The sequence below is a fragment of the Frigoribacterium sp. PvP032 genome, assembly GCF_017833035.1.
GTDB lineage: Bacteria > Actinomycetota > Actinomycetes > Actinomycetales > Microbacteriaceae > Frigoribacterium.
In genome coordinates this window covers 2,395,953-2,411,999 of record NZ_JAFIBM010000001.1, presented here as the reverse complement: position 1 = coordinate 2,411,999, position 16,047 = coordinate 2,395,953, and the positions used below count along the sequence as shown (strand labels likewise).

The following is a 16,047-nucleotide window of genomic DNA, read 5'->3' as shown; positions in this document are numbered from 1 at the left end:
GCACCATGTCGACGGTCGGTGAAGCGGTGCGCGGCGGCCTGACCGCCGTCGTGGGCTCCACCGGGACGGGCAAGTCCGCCTTCGCCCTCGACCTGGCCGAGCGCCTCCGTGACGCCGGTCGACCGGCCGAGATCGTCAACGCCGACGCGATGCAGCTCTACCGCGGGATGGACATCGGCACTGCCAAGGTGCCCGTGTCTGAGCGGCGCGACGTGCCGCACCACCTCTTCGACGAGCTCGAGGTCACGACCGAGGCCAGCGTCGAGTGGTACCAGTCGCGCGCCCGGGCCGTCATCGACGACGTGTCGGCTCGCGGGGCGGTCCCCCTGCTCGTGGGCGGGTCGGGGCTCTACGTCTCGAGCGTCCTGTTCGACTTCCGGTTCCCCGGCACGGACGCCGTCGTGCGGCAGCGCTTCGAGCGCCTGGCCGAGCGCGGCGGCCCTGGTGCGCTGCACGAGCTGCTCGCCCGGACCGACCCGGTCGCGGCCGAGCGGATCGGGCCCCACAACGCCCGACGCCTGGTGCGCGCCCTCGAGGTCGGCGAGATCACGGGAGAGCCCTTCTCCGCCGCCCTGCCCGACGAGGCTGAGCGCTGGCGCCCTTCCTCGGTCGTCGGCATCGCCGAGGAGCGCCCGGTCCTCGTCGAGCGCCTCGACGCCAGGGTCCGCGGCATGTGGGCCGACGGCCTGGTCGACGAGGTGCGGGGCCTGCTGCCGCTCGGCCTCGCCGACGGGATCACCGCCTCCCGGGCCATCGGCTACGCCCAGGCTGCTGCGCAGCTCCGGGGCGACATGGACGAGGAGGCGGCGATCGACGAGACGCAGGCGCTCACGCGTCGCTACGCCCGCCGCCAGGTGAGCTGGTTCAAGCGGTACCCGGACGTCGACTGGTCGACCACCGGCGACCCGGCGGCCGTCGAGCGGGCCCTCGCTAGACTCCTCGCGTGACCACGACGCTCCAGTTCACCAAGGGACAGGGCACCGGGAACGACTTCGTGTTGTTCACCGACGCCGACGGCGAGACCGACCTCGACGGGGTCGCCATCCGCGCCCTGACCGACCGGCGGTTCGGCGTGGGCGCCGACGGGGTCATCAGAGCCGTCCGCTCGTCCGCCCTCCCCGCCGGCGCCGCAGCGTTGGCGAGCGACCCCGCGGCCGAGTGGTTCATGGATTACCACAACGCCGACGGCAGCCTGGCCGAGATGTGCGGCAACGGTGTCCGTGTCTTCGCGCGTTACCTGGTCGAGCGCGGCCTGGTCGACCTCCCCGTCGGCGAGGCCCTCACCATCGGCACGCGCGCCGGCGTGCGCACGGTCCGTCGTGACGGCTCGGGCTTCCGGGTCGACCTCGGCACCTGGACGCTGGGGGACGACGAGCCGACGGTCCGTGCCCGAGAGCTGCACGCGGCACGCCCGGGTCTCTCGCTCTCGGTCGGCAACCCGCACGTGGTCGTCGCCCTCGCCTCCGACGACGAGCTCGACGGGCTCGACCTCTCGTGGGTGCCACTGCTCGACCCGGCGCCCGCCGAGGGCGCCAACGTCGAGTTCGTCGTTCCGTCCGACCCCCTCGTCATCGACGGCACGGGGCACATCCGCATGCGCGTCCACGAGCGCGGCAGCGGAGAGACGCTCTCGTGCGGAACGGGAGCCGCAGCCGCAGCCCTCGCCGTGAGGCACTGGGCCGGCGCCGGGGCCCCCGACGACTGGGCGGTCGAGGTCCCGGGCGGCGTGCTCGGGGTGCACGTGGCCCCGGGGGCCGACGGCGACCACGTGTCGCTCAGCGGCCCGGCCGAGCTGGTCTTCAGCGGAGCGCTGACCCTCTAGGAGGCGCGCCGGGCCCGCAGCACGCGGTAGCCCTTGCTGGTCGACGAGCGCTCCACCCGGACGACGTCCGCCATGGTCGCGTTCATCCACGCCTGCAGCGAGTCGGCGCCGAGGTTCTTCTGGACGACGAGCCACGCGTCGGAGCCCGGCTGCAGGCGCGGCAGCCAGGTCTCCAGGAGGCCGTGCAGCACCTCCTTTCCGACCCTGATGGGCGGGTTCGACCAGATCGACGCGAACACGACGTCGTCGGGAACACCGTCGGGCGTCACGGCGTTGACGTTGACGAGGCCCGCGGCCCGTGCGTTCTCACGGACGAGGTCGAGGACCCTCTCGTTCACGTCGACGGCCCACACCGTCGCGTCGGGTGACGACAACGCGAGGCTCAGTGTGATGGGGCCCCACCCGCACCCGACGTCCAGCAGGTCGCCCGTCGCGGGCGGCTGCGGTGCACCGGCCAACAGGACGGCCGTGCCCGGGTCGACCCGTTCGGGGCTGAAGACACCCGACGCCGTCGTGAGCGTCAGCTCTCGCCCCGCGAGGGTCGCCGTGATCGTCCGCCGACGCAGCTCGCTCTCCGGGTTCGGGGAGAAGTAGTGGTCGCTGGCCATGGACGACAACCTACCGAACATCAGCTGCCTGGCCCGTGACGGCCCAGGCTCGACCCCCTCCGGAGGGCTAGTATCACTTCGATGACAGACACCCCCACGACCCCGCTCGACGACGAGCGCAACGGACAGCACGGCGACGACGTCGTGGCTCGGGTCCTCGAGCGTGCGGCGTCGCGGGCGTCCGCCTACACGATCTTCTCGCCTGCCCAGGCGATCCAGACCCGTTCCCTCGACGGCTCCGGCGACGGCGACCAGTACGACCGCGAAGACCGGGCCGCGCTCCGCCGCGTGGCCGGTCTCTCGACCGAGCTGGAGGACGTCACCGAGGTCGAGTACCGACAGCTCCGCCTCGAGAACGTCGTCCTGATCGGCGTCTGGTCCCAGGGTTCGCTCTCCGACGCCGAGAACTCGCTGCGCGAGCTGGCCGCGCTGGCCGAGACCGCAGGTGCCTCGGTGCTCGACGGCCTGCTGCAGCGCCGGCCGAACCCCGACCCGAGCACCTACCTCGGCAAGGGCAAGGCCGAGGAGCTGCGCCAGACCGTGGCCGCCCTCGGCGCGGACACGGTGATCGCGGACACCGAGCTCGCACCGAGCCAGCGGCGAGCGCTGGAGGACGTGGTCAAGGTCAAGGTGATCGACCGCACGGCCGTGATCCTGGACATCTTCAGCCAGCACGCCAAGAGCCGCGAGGGCAAGGCGCAGGTCGAGCTCGCCCAGCTCGAGTACCTGCTGCCGCGCCTCCGCGGCTGGGGCGACTCGATGTCCCGCCAGGCCGGTGGCCAGGTCGGCGGCGCCGGTGCCGGCATGGGCAGCAGGGGCCCCGGCGAGACGAAGATCGAGCTCGACCGTCGCCGCATCCACACGCGCATGGCCCGCCTCCGACGCCAGATCAAGGAGATGAAGCCGGCGCGGGACGCCAAGCGCGCGAACCGCGACCGCAACGAGGTCCCGTCCGTGGCCATCGCCGGCTACACGAACGCGGGCAAGTCGAGCTTGCTCAACCGGCTCACGAGCGCTGGCGTCCTGGTCGAGAACGCACTGTTCGCGACCCTCGACGCGACGGTCCGCAAGAGCGCCACGACCGACGGTCGTCCGTTCACCTACGCCGACACCGTGGGCTTCGTCCGCAACCTGCCGCACCAGCTCGTCGAGGCGTTCCGCTCAACGCTCGAGGAGGTCGCGGGCTCCGACGTCATCGTGCACGTGGTCGACGGGTCGCACCCCGACCCGGCCGCGCAGCTGGCGACGGTGCGCGACGTGATCGGCGAGGTCGACGGGCGCGACATCCCCGAGGTCGTCGTCTTCAACAAGAGCGACCTCGTCGACGCCGACCAGCGGCTGGTGCTGCAGGGCCTCGAGCCGACGGCCGTCTTCGTCTCCGCGCGCACGGGCGAGGGCATCGACGAGCTCCTCGCGAAGCTCGCGGGGCTGCTGCCGGAGCCCGAGGTCGAGCTCGACCTGCTCGTGCCGTACGACCGCGGCGACGTGGTCTCGCACCTGCACGACTCCGGGCGGGTCCTGACGACCGACTACGACGAGCAGGGCACCCGGGTCCACGCCCGTGTGTACCCGAGCGACGTAGCGGCGCTCTCGCCGTTCGTGCAGGCCGAGACGGCGGAGACCGCCGCCTCCTGAGCCGTTCGCTCTCCTCACGACGAAGCGCCTCCGACCCGTCAGGGCAGGAGGCGCTTCGTCGTTCCCGAGGCCGCGTCAGACCGAGCGCAGCACCGCCACGACCTTGCCGAGGATCTGCGCGTGGTCGCCGACGATCGGCTCGAAGGCGCTGTTGCGGGGCAGCAGCCAGGTGTGGCCGTCGCGCTGACGGAAGACCTTCACCGTGGCCTCGTCGTCGAGCATGGCCGCGACGATGTCGCCGTTCTCGGCGTTCTGCTGCTGGCGGACGACCACCCAGTCGCCGTCGCAGATCGCCGCGTCGATCATCGACTCGCCGACCACGCGGAGCATGAACAGCTCGCCCTTGCCGACGAGCTGGCGGGGGAGCGGCATGACGTCCTCGACCTGCTGCTCGGCGGTGATGGGGATGCCGGCCGCGATCCGCCCGACCATCGGCACGTGGGCCGTGTCGCCGTCGTCGCTGGTCGAGAGGATGCTCGTCACCGGCGCCACGGGGGCCGGGTCGCCGAGGACCTCGAGCGCACGCGGACGGTTCGGGTCGCGGCGGATGCGGCCGGCCAGCTCGAGCTGGTTCAGCTGGTGGGTGACGCTCGACAACGACTTGAGCCCGACGGCGTCGCCGATCTCGCGCATGCTCGGCGGGTAGCCGCTCTGGGCGATGTTCGCCTGGATGGCGGCCAGGATCGACTCCTGCTTGGCCGTGAGCGCCTTGCGCGGGGGCGTCGCCGGGGCGGTCGCCGTGGCGCTGTGCCGGTCGGTCATGTCTCTCCTGCCGTCGATGTCGGTGGTCGCTGGTGTACTCGCACCACCGACTGGAACCTATCGGATCACGGCCCCTTGGCGAAACACATGTTCGAGTGTGTCGCGCATTCCTCGGCCCGGTGTTCGAAGAAAGTGGTTGCCGTCGGGCCGGATCGAAGATATGTTCGGTACACGTCTTCGTGTCCGGCATTCCCGGCCGAGTGCCGGGCACGAACTCGTACGACCAACTCTCGCGGTGAAAGGAACCACCCCATGAGCGCCACCAGCATCAGCACCGTCAGCACCGTCAGCAGCAGCAGCACCGTCCGCCGCGGCACCGTCGGCAACGCCGCCACCCGCACCCGCCTCCGCATCACGCGTCGAGGCCGTCGGGTCGTCGGCGCTGCGGTCGCGCTCGGCGCGACCGGCATCGTCGCCGCCGGCCTCCTCCTCGGCCCGGGTGCCGTCGCGTCCGACCAGGCCGCCGACGTGTCCTTCGCCCAGGTCACCGTCGAGGGCGGCGAGTCGCTCTGGCAGGTCGCGAGCGAGATCGCCCCCACCAAAGACCCTCGCGACGTCGTCAGCGACCTGGTCCGGCTGAACAACCTGCCGAGCGCCGAGGTGGCCGCGGGGCAGACCCTGGCCGTGCCCGAGAAGTACAGCCGCTGACCTGACCGGGGCTGACCTGACGGGGGCTGACCGGGCCAGGCCTGGCCTCATACGAAGAGGCCACGGTGAGGTCGGCTCTCCGCTCGCCGCCTACCATGGGGTCGTGTCCTTCAGCCTCGCCGACCTGCCCATCCGCGACGACCTCAAGGGTCTGTCGCCCTACGGCGCTCCCCAAGAGCGGGTGCCCGTAGCCCTCAACGTCAACGAGAACACCCACCCCGTCCCCGCCGACGTCGCCGCAGACATCCTCGAGGCGGTCGGTGCGGCCCTGGTCGACGTGAACCGTTACCCCGACCGCGAGTTCTCGATCCTGCGCGACTCGCTGGCGGGCTACCTCGGGCACGGCCTCAGCCGCGACCACATCTGGGCCGCCAACGGCTCGAACGAGGTCATCCAGCAGATCCTGCAGGCATTCGGCGGTCCGGGCCGGTCCGTGCTGGGCTTCCCGCCCACGTACTCGATGCACTCGATCATCGCGGCGGGCACCGGCAGCACGTGGCTCGAGGGCGCCCGGGACGAGGGCTTCACCATCTCGCCCGAGACGGCCGTGGCCGAGATCGAGCGTCTTCGGCCGGACGTCGTCTTCTTCTGCGGGCCCAACAACCCGACCGGCACGCCGCTCGACCTCGAGACGGTGCGGGCCGCCTACGACGCGACCGACGGCATGGTCTTCGTCGACGAGGCGTACGCCGAGTTCATGCCGGCCGGCCAGCCCACGGCGCTCACGCTGCTCGAGGGCCGGGAGCGCCTCATCGTGTCGCGCACCATGAGCAAGGCGTTCGCCTTCGCCGGGGCGCGGGTGGGCTACATGGCCGCGCACCCCGCCGTGGTCGACGCCCTCCGGCTGGTGCGCCTCCCGTACCACCTGTCATCCCTCACGCAGGCGGCGGCCGTGGCGGCGCTCGCGCACGCCGACGAGATGCTGGCCATGGTCGACGACATCAAGGAGCAGCGTGACCGCATCGTGCGCGTCCTCACCGAGCTCGGCTACATCCCCTGGCGGACCTGGTCGAACTTCGTGCTCTTCGGCGGCGTGGACGACCCGGCCGACGTGTTCCGCCGCCTCCTCGCCCGGGGCGTCATCGTGCGCGACCTCGGCATCGAGGGCCACCTCCGGGTGAGCGCCGGCACCGAGGCCGAGACGACCGCGTTCCTCGACGCCCTGCGCGACATTAGGCTCTCCTCGTGACCGATCAGCCTCGCGCCCGCACCGCCTCCTCGTCCCGTGAGACGAGCGAGTCGCGCATCCAGCTGTCCCTCGACCTCGACGGGACGGGGCGCTCGTCGATCGACACGTCCGTGCCGTTCTTCGACCACCTCCTGACGGCCCTGTCGAAGCACTCGCTGATCGACCTCGACGTGTCCGCCTCGGGCGACACCCACATCGACGTCCACCACACGGTGGAGGACGTCGGCATCGTGCTCGGCGGTGCCCTGAAGGAGGCGCTGGGCGACAAGGCCGGCATCTCCCGTTACGGAGACGCCCTGGTGCCCCTCGACGAGGCGCTGGTCCAGGCCGTCGTCGACGTGTCCGGTCGTCCCTACCTCGTCCACACCGGTGAGCCGGAGGGCTTCGAGTACCACCTCATCGGCGGGCACTTCACGGGCTCGATGGTCCGTCACGTCTTCGAGGCGATCACGTTCCACGCCGGCATCACCGTCCACGTGCGGGTGCTCGGCGGCCGGGACCCGCACCACATCGCCGAGGCCGAGTTCAAGGCGCTCGCCCGCGCGCTGCGCCAGGCCGTCCAGCCCGACGCCAGGGTGACCGGGGTGCCGTCCACGAAGGGCGCACTGTGACGGTCCGTCCCACGGTGGCCGTCCTCGACTACGGCAGCGGCAACGTGCACTCCGCAGTCAAGGCCCTCGAGCTCGCGGGCGCCGACGTCGAGCTCACCCGCGATCGCGCCAGGGTGCAGGCGGCAGACGGTCTCTTCGTCCCCGGCGTCGGGGCGTTCGGCGCCGTGATGAGCCAGCTGCAGTCCGTCCGTGGCGGCGAGATGATCGACCGGCGCCTCGCCGGCGGCCGACCCGTGATGGGCATCTGCGTCGGCATGCAGGTCTTCTTCGAGGGCGGGGTCGAGCGCGGCGCGACGACCGGCGGACTCGGCGAGTGGCCCGGCGTCGTCGACGAGCTCAAGGCCGACGTCCTGCCGCACATGGGCTGGAACCTCGTCGACGCCCCCGAGGGCAGCGTGCTCTTCGACGGCGTGCGCGACGAGCGCTTCTACTTCGTGCACTCGTTCGCGGCGCAGGCCTGGACGCTCGACGTCATCCGGCCGTTCCCCGAGCCCCACGTCACGTGGGCCGACCACGGCGGTCGCTTCGTCGCGGCCGTCGAGAACGGGCCGCTCTGGGCGACGCAGTTCCACCCGGAGAAGTCGGGTCAGCCGGGCATCAGGCTGCTCTCGAACTGGCTCCGCACCCTGTGACCTGCACCCCCTGACCCGACCGCGATCCCGGCCCACGTCGGCGACAGCACGCGGCACGTCCGCGAGAGAGACACCATGAGCGACTTCTGCACGACCCCCGGCCTCACCCTGTTCCCTGCCGTCGACGTCGCGGGCGGGCAGGCCGTCCGCCTGACGCAGGGCGAGGCGGGCACCGAGACCGGCTACGGCGATCCCGTGGCGGCGGCCGACGACTGGAAGTCGCAGGGCGCCGAGTGGCTGCACCTCGTCGACCTCGACGCGGCCTTCGGCAGGGGCGACAACCGGTCGATCATCAAGAAGGTCATCAAGCAGGTCAAGGGCATCGACGTCGAGCTCAGCGGCGGCATCCGCGACGACCGGTCGCTCGACGACGCCCTGAGCACGGGCGTCAAGCGCATCAACCTGGGCACCGCCGCGCTCGAGAACCCCGAGTGGGCCGCCCACGTCATCGCCGAGTACGGCGAGGCCGTCGCGGTGGGCCTCGACGTGCGGGGCACGACCCTCGCCGCACGCGGCTGGACGGAGGACGGCGGCGACCTCTGGACCGTCCTCGCCCGGCTCGAGGACGCGGGGTGCGCCCGCTACGTCGTCACCGACGTGACGAAGGACGGCACCCTGACCGGGCCGAACACCGACCTGCTCCGTCAGGTGATGGAGCGCACCGACCGCCCGGTCATCGCCTCCGGCGGCATCTCGAGCCTCGACGACATCGCGGCCCTCCGTGAGCTCGTCCCGCTCGGCCTCGAGGGCGCCATCGTCGGCAAGGCCCTGTACTCCGGCGCCTTCACCCTCGCCGCCGCGCTCGACGTCGCGTCGGTGTCGTGAGCCACGACCACGACCACGAGCCCGCCCCCGCGGCCGACAGTGCCGGCCGGCCCTTCGCGGGCCGCACCTTCGACCACCACGACACGGCCCACGCGGGCGACGACGGCTCGGCCGACCCGCGCCTCCTCGAGGCCCTGGTCCGTTTCGGCACGGGCGGGCTGCCCGAGCACGAGGTCGTCGACGCTCTGCGCCCCGCTCGCCTGCTGATCCCGCTCGTCGCGGTCGCGGGGGAGGAGGGGCTCGACGACCACGGTCGCCGCGTCGACAAGACGCAGGAACTGTCGATCGTGACCGTGGCCGGCCCCGACGGCCGTGCGGTGCTGCCGGCGTTCACGAGCGTCGAGGCCCTCGGCCGCTGGGACGCCGTGGCGCGCCCCGTCCCCGTCGACGCGCGACGGGTCGCACTGGCTGCCGTCGCGGAGTCGACCGAGCACTTGGTGCTCGACCCGGGCTCTCCCACCGAGTTCGGCGTGCGGCGACCTGCCCTCTGGGCGATCGCCCAGGACGTCCCCTGGGTCCCGGCCCACGCCGACGAGGCCGTCCTGCAGGCGTTCCTCGCCGCGTCGACCGACGAGGAGGCGCTGGTCGGCCTGGCCATCTCGCCCGGCTACCGAGGCGCGCGCCTCGGCACGCCGGAGATCGTCGTCCGGCTCGCCGTGCGGGCCGGCCTGGACCAGGAGCAGCTCGGCGGGCTGCTGCAGCGCCTCCAGTCGTCCTGGCAGGCCGACCCGCTGATCGTGGACCGGGTCGACAGCATGTCCGTCAGCGTCGTCCCGGCCTGACCTGCGTCAGGCGCCGACCTGCGTCAGGCGCCGACCCGCGTCAGGTGACCGGGCCGGTGAGCTTCTCGCCGGGGCCCTTGCCGACGGCGTCGGGGATCGAGCTGGCCTCGCGGAAGGCGAGCTGCAGTGAACGGAGGCCGTCGCGCAGCGCGCGGGCGTGCTGGTCGCCGATCTCGGGCGCGCTGGCCACGACGAGGCCGGCGAGCGACGAGATGAGCTTGCGCGCCTCGTCGAGGTCGGTCTGCGCCGCGGGATCGTCGGCCAGGCCGACCTTCACGGCTGCGGCGCTCATCAGGTGCACCGCGACGGTGTTGATGACCTCGACGGCGTTGACGTCGGCGATGTCGCGGACGGCGTCGGACGGGTGCTCGACCGGGATGCCGACGGGAGCGTCGTCATGGCCGTCGGCGGGGTGGGTGTGCGGGGTGTGGCTCACGTGCTGATCCTCTGCTAGGCTTCTCCAGGCTCGCAGCGTCTGCTGCGTGCGAAAGTGGAGATTCTCCCACCCGCGCTTGACCGTCACACGAGGTTACCGGGTTGTTGGCACCCCGTTCGATCTGCACCACCCCGAAGAGCGATCCTCGAGGCGGAGCGGGCCGGGCAGCCAGGGTGCAGTGCACGGCCGTCGAGAGACGGCACGGGCCGCGAGAGCGACCGGTGCGCGAACCTCCTCTTTCCCTTCCGCCCCTCCGGGTCGGCAGGTGACGAAGCAACGACAGAGGAGTTCCGCATCAGCGATCCCCGTACGAACGACCGTATCCGCGTCCCCGAGGTCCGCCTCGTGGGGCCTGCAGGTGAGCAGATCGGCGTCGTTCCCATCGCCATGGCGCTGCGTCTCGCCGCAGAGGCCGAACTCGACCTGGTCGAGGTGGCCCCCAACTCGAAGCCTCCCGTGGCCAAGATCATGGATCACGGGAAGTTCAAGTACGAGGCTGCGCAGAAGGCGAAAGAGGCCCGACGCAACCAGGCGAACACCATCCTCAAAGAGGTCCGGTTCCGTCTGAAGATCGACAAGCACGACTACGAGACCAAGCGCAAGCGCGCCGAGGGCTTCCTCGAGGGCGGCGACAAGGTCAAGGCCATGATCCTGTTCCGCGGTCGCGAGCAGTCGCGTCCCGACCAGGGCGTGCGTCTGCTCCAGCGCTTCGCTGAGGACGTGTCCGAGCTGGGCAGTGTCGAGTCCACCCCCACCATCGACGGCCGCAACATGGTCATGGTGATCGGGCCCCACAAGAACAAGTCCGAGGCGAAGGCCGAGGCCGAAGCTCGCAAGGCGGCGAACAAGCCCCCGAAGCACCCCACGTCCGACAAGGCGGCGGCCGATGCACCGGCCGAGCCGACAGAAGAGAGCAAGTAACACATGCCCAAGCAGAAGACCCACTCCGGTGCCAAGAAGCGTTTCAAGGTCACCGGTTCCGGCAAGATCATGAAGCAGCAGGCCGGCATGCGCCACAACCTCGAGGTGAAGAGCGCCAGCCGCAAGGCTCGCCTCAACCAGGACCAGCTGTTGGCCCCGGCCGACGCCAAGGTCGCCAAGAAGCTTCTCGGTCACTGACCGCTGACACGAACGTAGAGGAACAAGAAAATGGCAAGAGTCAAGAGAGCGGTCAACGCCGCCAAGAAGCGTCGCGTCATCCTCGAGCGCGCCGAGGGCTACCGCGGTCAGCGTTCGCGCCTGTACCGCAAGGCCAAGGAGCAGGTCACCCACTCGCTCGTCTACTCGTACCGTGACCGCCGTGCGCGCAAGGGCGAGTTCCGTCGCCTGTGGATCCAGCGCATCAACGCCGCGTCGCGTCAGAACGGCCTGACCTACAACCGCCTCATCCAGGGCCTGTCCCTGGCCGGCATCGAGGTCGACCGCCGCATCCTCGCCGAGCTGGCCGTGCACGAGCCCGCCACCTTCGCGTCGATCGTCGCGACGGCGAAGGCCGCGCTGCCCGCCGACACCTCGGCCCCCAAGGCCACGGTCGCCGCGTAGCACGCACTGCGTCAGCATCACCAGCACCACCTCCGGAGGGCCCGGACAGCACACGCTGTCCGGGCCCTCCGTCGTTCTCCGGGCCCCGTGCGGCATAGTGGTCGCGTGCGCACCCCTCTGATCGACAACCCCCGTTCGCCGCGAGTCCGGGCGGTGGCGAAGCTCTCGAAGCGCGACGCCCGCACCGAGACGGGGCTGTTCCTGCTGGAGGGGCCGCAGGCGGTGTCCGAGGCGCTCGCGTTCCGTCCCGAGCTGGTGCTCGAGCTCTACGTCACGCCCACCGCCCTCGAGCGGCACCCGGGGCTCGCCGACGCCGCCGGCGAGGCGGGGCTCGAGGCGGAGTTCGTCACGGAAGCCGTGCTCGACGCGATGGCCGACACCGTGACCCCGCAGGGCGTGGTCGCGGTCTGCCGCCAGTTCCCGACGTCCGTCAAGGACATCTTCGCCGAGGGCGACGACGGCGGGCCGAAGCTCATCGCCATCCTCGAGGAGGTGCGCGACCCGGGCAACGCCGGCACGATCATCCGTGCCGCCGACGCCGCAGGGGCGGACGCGGTCGTGATGACCGGCCGGAGCGTCGACCTCTACAACCCCAAGGTCGTGCGGGCCACGACCGGCTCTCTCTTCCATGTCCCCGTCGCGGTCGGCATCGACCTGGCCAGCGTCGTGGCGCGGTGCGCCGAGGCCGGCATCCAGGTCATCGCCGCCGACGTCAAGGGCGACGATCTGCTCCAGGCGCGGCAGGACGGTGTCCTCGACGCCCCGACGGCCTGGCTCTTCGGCAACGAGGCGCGCGGGCTGACCGACGACGACCTCGCCAGGGCCGACCGCGCGGTGGTGGTGCCCATCTACGGTCACGCCGAGTCGATGAACCTGGCGACCGCCGCCTCCGTGTGCCTCTACGAGAGCGCGTTCGCCCAGCGCTCGTAGCCCGACCGGACGGCTCGTTTCGGTTGCGTTACGAAAGAGCTGTGAGTTTGACCCCCTTCCGGGCGTCTGTTTGTGTGGACCCATGGAACCCCTCGTCGTGGTCGACCACGTCAACAAGCACTTCGGTCAGCTGCACGTCCTGAAGGACGTCACGACCACCGTCGGGCGGGGCGAGGTCGTCGTGGTCATCGGGCCGAGCGGGTCGGGCAAGTCGACCCTCTGTCGCGCGATCAACCGCCTCGAGACGATCGACGACGGCGTCATCTCGATCGACGGCACGAAGCTGCCAGAAGAGGGCGCCGCGCTGGCCAAGCTCCGCGCCGACGTCGGCATGGTGTTCCAGAGCTTCAACCTGTTCGCCCACAAGACGGTCCTCGAGAACGTGACCCTCGGCCAGATCAAGGTGCGCGGCCGCTCGAAGGCCGAGGCCGAGAAGCGCGCGATGGAGCTCCTCGACCGCGTCGGCGTCGGGAACCAGGCGTCGAAGATGCCGTCCCAGCTGTCGGGCGGCCAGCAGCAGCGCGTGGCCATCGCCCGTGCCCTCGCGATGGACCCGAAGGTGATGCTCCTCGACGAGCCGACCAGCGCGCTCGACCCCGAGATGATCACCGAGGTCCTCGACGTCATGGTGCAGCTCGCGAAGGACGGCATGACCATGGTCGTCGTCACCCACGAGATGGGCTTCGCCCGCAAGGCCGCCGACCGGGTCGTGTTCATGGCCGACGGCCAGATCGTCGAGGAGTCGACGCCGGAGGAGTTCTTCACGGCGCCGAAGTCCGACCGCGCGCGCGACTTCCTCTCGAAGATCCTCACGCACTGAGCCGCGGCGCCTCGCTCGCGACGCGCCTCCTCGTGCCCCTCTGCCGGTCAGGCCGAGGAGGTGCCCCCAGACTCCCGGACGTCGACCGTCGGCCGGGTCACCCAGCAAGGAGAACGACATGCGACTCAGCAAGGGATTCGTCGCCGTAGCCGCAGCGGCCGTGACGGTGCTCGGCCTCTCGGCCTGCACGGACTCGGCCGCCCCCGAGAGCTCGGTCGACGTCGAGGAGGTCGCGGACTTCCAGGACGGCACCACGATGGCGCGCCTGGCCGAGGCCGGCGAGATCACCATCGGCACCAAGTTCGACCAGCCGCTCTTCGGCCTGGACGACGGCTCGGGCACGCCGCAGGGCTTCGACGCCGAGATCGGCAAGCTCGTCGCCGCCAAGCTGGGCATCCCCGCCAGCGGCATCACGTGGGTCGAGACGGTCTCCGCCAACCGCGAGCCGTTCATCCAGAACGGCGACGTCGACCTCGTCATCGCCACCTACACGATCAACGACGCCCGCAAGGAGGTCGTCTCGTTCGCCGGGCCCTACTACCAGGCCGGTCAGGACCTGCTGGTGCTCGAGGGCAACCCCGACGGCATCGAGAGCGTCGACGACCTCGCGGGCAAGAAGGTCTGCACCGTCAGCGGCTCGACCAGCGAGGCGAACATCGCCGAGTACGTCAGCGCGCCGACCGACATCATCGCGACCGACACCTACTCGAACTGCCTCGAGCCGCTCCGCACGGGCGCGGTCCAGGCCGTCACGACCGACAACGTCATCCTCGCCGGTCTCGCCGACCAGAACGAGGGCGAGTTCGAGGTCGTCGGCGCACCCTTCACCGAGGAGCCCTACGGCATCGGCCTGGCGCTCGACGACACCGACTTCCGCGGGTTCGTCAACGACACGCTCCAGGACGCCGAGGACGACGGCACCTGGGACGAGCTGTGGGAGGCGACGGCCGGCAAGGTCCTCGAGACCCCCGAGCCCCCGGCGATCGACCGCTACTAGCGACACCGGCGGGCACCGCGTCGCGACCTGCGCGCGGTGCCCGCCACCGCCTCCTGCCCCCTCCGGGCCACCGCCCTGATCTGAGGACACACTCGTGAACCCCCTGGACGTCATCCCCGGCTTCGACGCCGTGACCGACAACTGGCCCCGCTTCTGGGGCGGCTTCGTCACGACGCTGCAGCTCCTGGCTCTCTCGGGCGTCGGCGCGATCGTGATCGGCTTCGTCGTCGCGGCCATGCGGATCTCGCCCGTGGGCTCGTTCCGGGTCTTCGCGACGGTCTACACCGAGGCGATCCGCAACGTCCCGCTGACGCTCGTCCTCTTCTTCTGTGCCTTCGTGCTCCCGTACCTCGGCGTCGGCATCGGCTACTTCCCGCTCGCGGTGATCGGCCTGACGCTGTACACCTCGCCCTTCGTGGCAGAGGCAGTCCGTTCCGGCGTCAACGGCGTCCCCGTCGGGCAGGCCGAGGCCGCCCGCAGCATCGGACTGGGCTTCGGCCAGACGCTGACGCTCGTGATCATGCCGCAGGCGATCCGCATGGTGATCCCGCCCCTGATCAACGTGATCATCGCCCTCACGAAGAACACCTCGGTCGCGGGCGGCTTCTTCGTCGCCGAGCTGTTCGCCGCCGGGCGCTTCATCGCGAACTCCCGCGGCGACGCGGTCATCACGACGCTGCTGTCGGTGGCCGTGTTCTACCTGGTCGTCACCATCACCCTGGGCCGCGTCGCGGCCCTGGTCGAGAAGAAGGTCGCGGTCCTGCGATGAGCACGAACGTCCTCTACGACGCCCCTGGCCCGAAGTCCCGCCGTACCTCGCGCATCATCTCGGTGGTGGGCGTGGTCCTCGTGCTCGCGCTCGTCGCCTACGTCGCGTACCTGCTCGGCCGCCCGCGCGTCAGCGCCAACGGCGCCGTCACCGCCAGCGTGCTCGACCCCTCCCGGTGGGACATCCTGCTCGACCGCAACCTGTGGCGGAACATCGGCCGAGGCTGGCTGGCCACGGTGCAGGCCGCCGCCGTCGCGTCGGTGCTCGCGGTCGCCATCGGCGTGCTGTTCTCGTTCCTCCGCACGGCACGCACCGCCTGGGTCCGGGTGCCGACCACGATCGTCCTCGAGTTCTTCCGCGGCATGCCCGTGCTGCTGATGATGCTGTTCATCCTGCTGGTCTTCTCGACGGGCGCGTTCTGGGCCGTCGTGGCGGCGCTGGCCGTCTACAACGGCGCGTTGATCGGCGAGGCCCTGCGCTCCGGCATCGCGGCCCTTCCGCGGGGCCAGCGCGAGGCGGGGCTCGCCATCGGCCTCTCGCCGGTGCAGACGCGCTTCGCCATCGAGTTCCCCCAGGCGTTCCGCCAGATGCTGCCGATCATCCTGGCTCAGCTGGTCGTCCTGCTGAAGGACACCTCACTCGGCTACATCGTCGGCTACGTCGAGCTCACGAGGCAGGGGCTGAACCGGCTCGGCACCTCCTACGGCAGCACCTACACGTTCACGCTGTTCGCGGTCGTGCTGGTCGTCTACCTGATCACGAACCTCGTCTTCTCCTACGTCGTGCGGGTCGTCGACCGACGCACGGGCCGACGCGGCGTCATCCGGACGAAGGGCGGCGGGGGCGGTCTCGGCGGCCCTGGCCTCCTCGCCCGTGCCGGGCGTCCGAACATCCCCGCGACGACCGGGGACGCCAGCGGAGGCGGCGGAGGCGGTCGCTGACAGGTCACCGCACCGCACCGCCCGCTCCTCCCCGGATCCGTGATCTGCGCCTCCTCGTCCCCAGGGCACGAGGAGGCGCGGGCCGTCTCCCCAACGAT

General features: G+C 71.1%; 20 protein-coding genes. 17 read left to right on the top strand and 3 right to left on the bottom strand.

What is annotated here, in order from left to right:
- The first annotated feature begins 5 nt into the window (after positions 1–5).
- Both miaA and dapF read left to right on the top strand, forming a co-directional pair.
- Positions 6–947, top strand: coding sequence for a tRNA (adenosine(37)-N6)-dimethylallyltransferase MiaA (gene miaA, locus JOE35_RS11070; protein ID WP_209561113.1), 942 nt, complete (start codon positions 6–8; stop codon positions 945–947).
- Positions 944–1,822 carry a diaminopimelate epimerase gene (gene dapF / locus JOE35_RS11065; protein ID WP_209561112.1) on the top strand — a complete coding sequence of 293 codons (879 nt, stop codon included), beginning with the start codon at positions 944–946 and terminating at the stop codon, positions 1,820–1,822. The genes miaA and dapF overlap by 4 nt, the downstream gene beginning before the upstream one ends.
- Here dapF and JOE35_RS11060 read toward each other — a convergent pair.
- Positions 1,819–2,430 carry a class I SAM-dependent methyltransferase gene (locus JOE35_RS11060; protein ID WP_209561111.1) on the bottom strand — a complete coding sequence of 204 codons (612 nt, stop codon included), beginning with the start codon at positions 2,428–2,430 and terminating at the stop codon, positions 1,819–1,821. The two genes, dapF and JOE35_RS11060, sit on opposite strands and share 4 nt — an antisense overlap.
- A gap of 81 nt (positions 2,431–2,511) precedes the next feature.
- Between JOE35_RS11060 and hflX the strand changes: the two genes are divergently transcribed.
- Positions 2,512–4,065, top strand: coding sequence for a GTPase HflX (hflX, locus tag JOE35_RS11055; RefSeq protein ID WP_209561110.1), 1,554 nt, complete (start codon positions 2,512–2,514; stop codon positions 4,063–4,065).
- 75 nt (positions 4,066–4,140) lie between these two features.
- On the opposite strand, the gene lexA is transcribed toward hflX, so the two are convergent.
- Entirely contained in the window at positions 4,141–4,827 is a 687-nt protein-coding gene (gene lexA, locus JOE35_RS11050) for a transcriptional repressor LexA (protein WP_209561109.1), read from the bottom strand.
- A gap of 252 nt (positions 4,828–5,079) precedes the next feature.
- Here lexA and JOE35_RS11045 point away from each other — a divergent pair, with 252 nt between their 5' ends.
- From JOE35_RS11045 to JOE35_RS11020, 6 genes are all read left to right on the top strand, one after another.
- Entirely contained in the window at positions 5,080–5,475 is a 396-nt protein-coding gene (locus tag JOE35_RS11045; RefSeq protein ID WP_245186097.1) for a LysM peptidoglycan-binding domain-containing protein, read from the top strand.
- Positions 5,476–5,578: 103 nt separating this feature from the next.
- Positions 5,579–6,664: a histidinol-phosphate transaminase gene (locus tag JOE35_RS11040; protein WP_209561108.1), complete on the top strand. Its 1,086-nt coding sequence runs from the start codon at positions 5,579–5,581 to the stop codon at positions 6,662–6,664.
- Positions 6,661–7,275, top strand: coding sequence for an imidazoleglycerol-phosphate dehydratase HisB (gene hisB, locus JOE35_RS11035; protein WP_209561107.1), 615 nt, complete (start codon positions 6,661–6,663; stop codon positions 7,273–7,275). The genes JOE35_RS11040 and hisB overlap by 4 nt, the downstream gene beginning before the upstream one ends.
- The gene (hisH, locus tag JOE35_RS11030) at positions 7,272–7,907 is read left to right on the top strand and encodes an imidazole glycerol phosphate synthase subunit HisH (protein ID WP_209561106.1); all 636 of its coding nucleotides are present in this window, start codon (positions 7,272–7,274) and stop codon (positions 7,905–7,907) included. Before hisB ends, hisH begins: the two co-directional genes overlap by 4 nt.
- 75 nt (positions 7,908–7,982) lie before the next feature.
- The gene (gene priA / locus JOE35_RS11025) at positions 7,983–8,732 is read left to right on the top strand and encodes a bifunctional 1-(5-phosphoribosyl)-5-((5-phosphoribosylamino)methylideneamino)imidazole-4-carboxamide isomerase/phosphoribosylanthranilate isomerase PriA (RefSeq protein WP_123548713.1); all 750 of its coding nucleotides are present in this window, start codon (positions 7,983–7,985) and stop codon (positions 8,730–8,732) included.
- Positions 8,729–9,514 carry an SseB family protein gene (locus JOE35_RS11020; RefSeq protein WP_209561105.1) on the top strand — a complete coding sequence of 262 codons (786 nt, stop codon included), beginning with the start codon at positions 8,729–8,731 and terminating at the stop codon, positions 9,512–9,514. Before priA ends, JOE35_RS11020 begins: the two co-directional genes overlap by 4 nt.
- 40 nt (positions 9,515–9,554) lie before the next feature.
- On the opposite strand, the gene JOE35_RS11015 is transcribed toward JOE35_RS11020, so the two are convergent.
- A complete protein-coding gene (locus tag JOE35_RS11015) occupies positions 9,555–9,893 on the bottom strand; it encodes a DUF1844 domain-containing protein (protein ID WP_123548743.1) in 339 nt (112 codons plus the stop codon).
- A 351-nt stretch (positions 9,894–10,244) separates the two neighbouring features.
- On the opposite strand from JOE35_RS11015, the gene infC reads away from it, so the two are divergent.
- From infC to JOE35_RS10975, 8 genes are all read left to right on the top strand, one after another.
- Positions 10,245–10,871: a translation initiation factor IF-3 gene (infC, locus tag JOE35_RS11010; RefSeq protein WP_123548744.1), complete on the top strand. Its 627-nt coding sequence runs from the start codon at positions 10,245–10,247 to the stop codon at positions 10,869–10,871.
- 3 nt (positions 10,872–10,874) lie between these two features.
- Positions 10,875–11,069 carry a 50S ribosomal protein L35 gene (gene rpmI / locus JOE35_RS11005; protein WP_123548715.1) on the top strand — a complete coding sequence of 65 codons (195 nt, stop codon included), beginning with the start codon at positions 10,875–10,877 and terminating at the stop codon, positions 11,067–11,069.
- Between the two features lie 30 nt (positions 11,070–11,099).
- The gene (rplT, locus tag JOE35_RS11000; RefSeq protein WP_209561104.1) at positions 11,100–11,492 is read left to right on the top strand and encodes a 50S ribosomal protein L20; all 393 of its coding nucleotides are present in this window, start codon (positions 11,100–11,102) and stop codon (positions 11,490–11,492) included.
- Positions 11,493–11,609: 117 nt separating this feature from the next.
- Entirely contained in the window at positions 11,610–12,422 is an 813-nt protein-coding gene (locus JOE35_RS10995) for an RNA methyltransferase (protein WP_209562019.1), read from the top strand.
- Positions 12,423–12,504: 82 nt separating this feature from the next.
- The gene (locus JOE35_RS10990) at positions 12,505–13,242 is read left to right on the top strand and encodes an amino acid ABC transporter ATP-binding protein (protein ID WP_209561103.1); all 738 of its coding nucleotides are present in this window, start codon (positions 12,505–12,507) and stop codon (positions 13,240–13,242) included.
- 118 nt (positions 13,243–13,360) lie between these two features.
- Positions 13,361–14,239, top strand: coding sequence for a glutamate ABC transporter substrate-binding protein (locus JOE35_RS10985; RefSeq protein WP_209561102.1), 879 nt, complete (start codon positions 13,361–13,363; stop codon positions 14,237–14,239).
- Positions 14,240–14,342: 103 nt separating this feature from the next.
- On the top strand, positions 14,343–15,008 hold the full coding sequence (locus tag JOE35_RS10980; protein ID WP_209562018.1) for an amino acid ABC transporter permease: 666 nt from the start codon (positions 14,343–14,345) through the stop codon (positions 15,006–15,008).
- A complete protein-coding gene (locus JOE35_RS10975) occupies positions 15,005–15,949 on the top strand; it encodes an amino acid ABC transporter permease (protein WP_209561101.1) in 945 nt (314 codons plus the stop codon). Before JOE35_RS10980 ends, JOE35_RS10975 begins: the two co-directional genes overlap by 4 nt.
- Positions 15,950–16,047 lie beyond the last annotated feature (98 nt).

Coding starts and splice junctions, on each gene's coding strand:
- miaA (WP_209561113.1), top strand. CDS start 6: ATGTCGACGGTCGGTGAAGCGGTGCGCGGCGGCCTGACCGCCGTCGTG.
- JOE35_RS11060 (WP_209561111.1), bottom strand. CDS start 2,430: ATGGCCAGCGACCACTACTTCTCCCCGAACCCGGAGAGCGAGCTGCGT.
- hflX (WP_209561110.1), top strand. CDS start 2,512: ATGACAGACACCCCCACGACCCCGCTCGACGACGAGCGCAACGGACAG.
- lexA (WP_209561109.1), bottom strand. CDS start 4,827: ATGACCGACCGGCACAGCGCCACGGCGACCGCCCCGGCGACGCCCCCG.
- JOE35_RS11045 (WP_245186097.1), top strand. CDS start 5,080: ATGAGCGCCACCAGCATCAGCACCGTCAGCACCGTCAGCAGCAGCAGC.
- priA (WP_123548713.1), top strand. CDS start 7,983: ATGAGCGACTTCTGCACGACCCCCGGCCTCACCCTGTTCCCTGCCGTC.
- rpmI (WP_123548715.1), top strand. CDS start 10,875: ATGCCCAAGCAGAAGACCCACTCCGGTGCCAAGAAGCGTTTCAAGGTC.
- rplT (WP_209561104.1), top strand. CDS start 11,100: ATGGCAAGAGTCAAGAGAGCGGTCAACGCCGCCAAGAAGCGTCGCGTC.
- JOE35_RS10990 (WP_209561103.1), top strand. CDS start 12,505: ATGGAACCCCTCGTCGTGGTCGACCACGTCAACAAGCACTTCGGTCAG.
- JOE35_RS10985 (WP_209561102.1), top strand. CDS start 13,361: ATGCGACTCAGCAAGGGATTCGTCGCCGTAGCCGCAGCGGCCGTGACG.
- JOE35_RS10975 (WP_209561101.1), top strand. CDS start 15,005: ATGAGCACGAACGTCCTCTACGACGCCCCTGGCCCGAAGTCCCGCCGT.